General features: G+C 66.3%; 2 protein-coding genes and 2 pseudogenes. 2 read left to right on the plus strand and 2 right to left on the minus strand.

The features are described from left to right. The first annotated feature begins 209 nt into the window (after window positions 1-209). Window positions 210-2,306 carry a xanthine dehydrogenase family protein molybdopterin-binding subunit gene (locus ACZ7HQ_RS44995; protein WP_471003301.1) on the plus strand — a complete coding sequence of 699 codons (2,097 nt, stop codon included), beginning with the start codon at window positions 210-212 and terminating at the stop codon, window positions 2,304-2,306. Window positions 2,307-2,624: 318 nt separating this feature from the next. Here ACZ7HQ_RS44995 and ACZ7HQ_RS45000 read toward each other — a convergent pair. After that, a pseudogene (locus tag ACZ7HQ_RS45000) lies at window positions 2,625-2,771 on the minus strand (IS256 family transposase); the annotation flags it as partial. A gap of 111 nt (window positions 2,772-2,882) precedes the next feature. Between ACZ7HQ_RS45000 and ACZ7HQ_RS45005 the strand changes: the two are divergent. Then, a pseudogene (locus ACZ7HQ_RS45005) lies at window positions 2,883-2,939 on the plus strand (hypothetical protein); the annotation flags it as partial. A gap of 56 nt (window positions 2,940-2,995) precedes the next feature. On the opposite strand, the gene ACZ7HQ_RS45010 reads toward ACZ7HQ_RS45005, so the two are convergent. Continuing rightward, on the minus strand, window positions 2,996-3,240 hold a 245-nt coding region (locus ACZ7HQ_RS45010), incomplete at its 5' end, for a hypothetical protein (protein ID WP_471003304.1).

The following is a 3,240-nucleotide window of genomic DNA, read 5'->3' on the forward strand; positions in this document are numbered from 1 at the left end:
TCCAACTCAGCAGCCCAGACCGCGACTTCAGCCATCCCCTCCATACCAGGACAACGGCAACTGCCAGCTCAGGACACGAACCGCTGCTGGAGTATGAGGCACTGGCCCAGGGGGCGAGGCTGGCGCTGGGTCCCGAAGAGATCGCACAGTCCACCTGCCCCTTGCCCACTGCGTGGGCCTTGCCGGGTCAAAATCCCCAGCACATCCCCGTGGCCATCAGCACGGTGCGTTATCTCGGCCAGCCGGTCGGCGTGGTGGTCGCGGACAGCAGAGCTGAGGCCGAAGACGCCGCCGAGAGCATACGTCTGGAGATTCAGCCGCTTCCTGCCGCCGTCACCACGGCGGCAGCCCTCGCGCCCGGCGCTCCCCTCCTTTACCCAGAAAACGGAACCAACCTCGCCGGCACCGCGCATTTCGGCGATCCAGCCGCCGAAATCGCCGATGTCATGGAGGGCGCCGCGCATGTGGTCGCACGAACGCTCCGCGTCCAGCGCATCGCCCACAGCCCAATGGAACCGCGCGGGATCCTGGCCGAGTGGCAGCCCGACACCGAGAACCTGACGGTGTGGAACAGCACCCAGTCCCCACACGTAGTCCGGCAGGACCTGGCGGTGGCCCTGCGGCTGAGAATAGATCAGATCCGAGTGGTAGCACCCGACGTCGGCGGGTCCTTCGGCGGCAAGACATTCCTCCATCCGGATGAGGTGATGGTGTGTCTGGCTTCGGTGGTAATGGGGCGTGCGGTCCGGTGGACCGAGGACCGAAAGGAGAACCTGACCGCCGCCTACCAGGGCCGCGGACAGTGCGCTCGAGCCCGTCTCGGTCTGGACGCGGAAGGTCATTTCCTCGCTGTGCACGCGCATGTCGTGGGCGATCTGGGCGCCTTCTCAACACAGGCAGGCTCAGGGCCCTTCCAGGCCACGGGAGCGGCTCTGGAAGGGCCGTACCGGTTCATCCGCGCGGGCGGGTCCGTGGATGCGGTGTACACCAACACTGTTCCCACCGGTGCCTACCGCGGCTACGGCATGCAAGAAGCCTCCTGGATACGCGAGCGACTGATCGACGAGGCCGCACGAGAACTCGCAACGGACCCCATCGAGCTGCGCCTGCACAACATCATCCGCCCCGAGGAACTGCCGTACACCACCCGCTCCGGACTCACCTACGACAGCGGGGACTACCCGGGCGCGCTGCGCCGGGCCGCCGAGCTGGCCCGCAGCCGACGCCGGAAGAGCGAGGGGGTGGTAAGCCGCGGAACCGGGGTCACGGCGAGCGTGGAGGTTACAGGGTACGCCCCGACCGCGCTGCTGAGCACTCTCGGGATCGATGCGGCCGGCTGGGAGAGCGGCCGGATCCGGGTCAACCAGGATGGCACGGTGACGGTCTTCTCCGGAGTGATCTCGGTCGGTCAGGGGATCGAGACAGCCCTTGCCCAGATCGTCGCGGACCGGATGGGGATTCCGATGTCCTGGATCTCGGTCCAGCTCGGCGATACCGCCGTCACGCCCTACTCCGACCTGTCTTCTCAGGCGAGCCGTTCAGTGACACTGGCCGGCGGTGCCCTCATGCATGCCAGTGACCGTATGCGTGAGCGCATGCGGTCACTGGCAGCCCGACAACTCGGCGCCAAGCCAGCCGATGTCACATTGGACACCAGCTCCGAGACCACGTCCACAGTGGACACACCGGTCTACCGGGCCGCCGGCAGCATGGTGACGGTGAGCTGGCACGACGTGGCCCACCGGGCCTGGAAGGGCTGGGACCGAGACCCTGGCCAGGAACATATCCAGCTCGAGGAGACCATCGACTTCGACCCTCCGGCACTCACCTTCGCCTACGGCGTCCACGGAGCAGCAGTCGCCGTGAACCGGGAGACCGGCAAAGTGACGGTTGAAGACTACTGGGCGGTCCACGACAGCGGAGTCCTCGTCAATCCCGCCCTCGCCGAGGGACAGATCATCGGCGGCATTGCTCAAGGACTCGGCCTCGCCCTGCTGGAGGAGGCCCACCACGACCCCCTCGACGGCGGGCCACTCGCCACCGACTTCCAAAACTACATTCTGCCGTGCGCCGCTGACGTACCACCGGTATCCATCGAACATCTCTGTACTCCCAGCAAGATCATTCCAGGCGGCTTCAAGGGCCTCGGTGAGGGCGGTTCCATTCCGCCCCCGGCCACCATCGCCGCAGCCATCGCAGACGCCATGCCGCACATCGCACACTCCCTGACCGAAACACCGATGACACCTCTGGCCATCTGGTCTGCGCTCGATGCAGTCGACACTCTTCCCAGCCAGGCAGTTTGAGGCGCCCCGTGGTTCTCGGACAATGACCTTCTTCAGAGCGGCCGATCGGGTTACGGCTGCTCCGCAGAAGTTGATGGCCTCCGCAGGTAGAGGGGGTTCGCCGACCCGCACCACGAACCTCGGGGGTGACCGTCCCGGACTCGGCAGACATCCGGCAGCCGAGCCGACACCGCGCTCGGATGCAGCGAGAGCCCATTGGCCTGCAGAGTTTCCGGAACGTCAGCTTCATGGATGCGGCATGACTCTGCGATACCACCGGATGTGAGCCAGAGCCCAATCAATGGCTGATCTTGGTTGTTGGGGGTCAGTGCTGGTGGGGGTGAGTCGGCCTTCGAAGGCGACCTGGAAGGCGTTCAACAGGGCCTTCCAGCGCATACTCCAGCGGCGCCGGCTGCCGGTCGGGTCCAGACTCATCAGCGCCATGTAGACGCACTTCAACGCGGCGCCCTCTGAGGGGAAGTGGCCGCTGAGGTTCCCCTCCTACTGTGGAGACCGTGACCAGAGGGATAGTTGGGGTCATGGCGTCCAAAGAAGCGCCTCTACGATGCGGAGTTCCGTGACGGGGCGGTACGGATCGTGACGGAGACCGGGAAGCCGATTCCGGAGGTGGCCGAGAATCTGGGTGTCCACCCGGGGACGCTGCACAGTTGGGTGTCGCGGGCGCGGGGTAGCGGGTCGCCGTCGTCGGATCAGCCGGCGGCGAGCCGTCTCCCGGCGGTCGTCTGCGGGAGAATGAGCGGGCGGCGCTGGAGCGGCTGCGGGCCGAGGCCAGGGAGAAGGACAAGCGCATCCACGAGTTGGAGATGGGGCGTGATGTGTGCAGGCGAGATGGAACAGGCGCTCTTGATTGCCAGTGCCTCCCTGCTGCTCACGGCGTTGCTGATCGCCCTGACATACCTGTCGGGCGGGAGCGTCTGAATGAGGGCCGCACGAG

Source organism: Streptomyces sp. NPDC037290 (assembly GCF_055603245.1).